Below are 1,623 nucleotides of genomic sequence, written 5' to 3'. Positions count from 1 at the left end.
GGGCCGCGCGCCGGCCGGTGGCCATGGCCTCGTCGGCGCGGTAGAAGTCCATGAAGCCCATGCCGGGCAGGTCGGGGTCGATGACGATGTCCCGGGCGTTCAGCTCACGCAGCGACCGCTGCACGTTCTGCTCGGTCAGGATCTGCAGCATCTGGTTGGCCACCATGACGGCGCTGCTGATCTCGCGGTCTTCGAGCAGCGGCGTGCCGACGTTGACGGCGATGACGATGTCGGCGCCAAGCTGGCGGGCCAGGTCGACGGGGAGATTGCGCACCAGGCCACCGTCCACCAGCGGGCGGCCGTTGACGCGCAGCGGCGCAAACACGCCCGGCACGGCCATGGAGGCACGCAGGGCCTCAAACAGCGGCGTGTCGGCCTGGTCCAGCATCGCGCCGGAGAGCAGGTCGGTCGCGACGGCGCGAAACGGGATGGGCAGCTTGCACAGCGGGTCGTCGGCGCGCGTGGCGGGGATGAGGGAGGACAGCGTGGCCTCCAACTGGCCATTGGCGGCGGCGCCGCCGGGCAGCATCGCACCGCGTTGCGGCGTGAAGCCGAACTCGATGCGCGAAGGAAGCCGCTCGTCATCCTCGCGGCGGCGAATGGACAGGCGCTCGCGCGCCGGCCGGTCGGCCAGGATGGCGTTCCAGTTCGCGCCCTTCACCAGGACCTCGAGCTCATCCAGGCTGCGGCCCGAGGCATAGGCGCCGCCGACCACCGCACCCATGCTGGTGCCGACGATGAGGTCTACCGGCACCTGCATCTCCTCCAGCACGCGCAGCACGCCGATATGGGCCAGGCCGCGGGCGCCGCCACCGGACAGCACGAGGCCGATCCTGGGGCGCTGAGCGGGAGAGGGTTCGGCGGCCAGTACGGAACCGGCGATCAGGCAGCAAAGAAGGAGCAGGCGTTTCATGGCGGCCCGCACCATAGCAGCGTCAGCGCAGGCCGAACTCCGCCAGCTCGCCCTGGCGGCGCAGTTTCTGGATGGCCTGGTGCAGCTTGTCGACCGGCTCCTGCGGCGTGCCAAGGTGGCAGGCCACATAGGCGTCCACGCGGCGCAGCGTCAGGACGTTCTTGACCGGCGCGCCGCCCTCGGCGCGGATCACGGGTTCGGCAGCGAGTTCGTTGGCGAACCAGAAGTCCACGCGCCGCGCCTGCAGCATGCGCAAGGCCGACACCGAGTTGTTGGCCTCCTGGGCGGCGATGCCCTGCTCGCGCAGCGATGCGGCGGGCGCAGACTCCCGCTGCACGACAACGCCGTGGCCGCGCAGGTCTTGCAGACCGTGCAACGTCGGTGCTTCGTCGGCGCGTGCGTAGATGACCAGCGCACCGCTGGCCAGGGGGCCGGCCCAATGGAAGGCGGCCTCGCGCTCGGGTGTGCGGGACAGGCCCACCGCGCAACTGCCGGGCGTGCTGCTGGCGGTCGCCAGTGCGCGCGGGATGGGCATGGCCAGGATGCCCAGCTGCAGGCCGCTGGCCCGGCCTATCTTGGCGAGCAACTCCGCGCCAGGTCCGCTGACCGTGCCGTCAGCAGCTACGTCGAACAGGCCGGGATTGGGAAAGACCAGCAGCTGGAGCTGCTGTGCCTGGGCCGTGCCACAGAGCAGCGCAAGCAACACAAGC

At 70.9% G+C, this 1,623-nt stretch carries 2 protein-coding genes; both read right to left on the bottom strand.

The features are described 5' to 3' along the window. Window positions 1–913 (bottom strand): patatin-like phospholipase family protein (locus tag AC1DU6_RS30440; protein WP_477861808.1); only part of this gene is annotated, 913 nt, incomplete at its 3' end. A gap of 22 nt (window positions 914–935) precedes the next feature. Beyond that, window positions 936–1,623: substrate-binding periplasmic protein (locus AC1DU6_RS30435; protein WP_477861806.1), on the bottom strand; the 688-nt coding region annotated here is incomplete at its 5' end.

This window comes from Roseateles sp. P5_B10 (genome assembly GCF_056400485.1).
The sequence above is the reverse complement of the archived record's forward strand: the minus strand, read 5'-3'. Positions and strand labels throughout refer to the sequence as shown.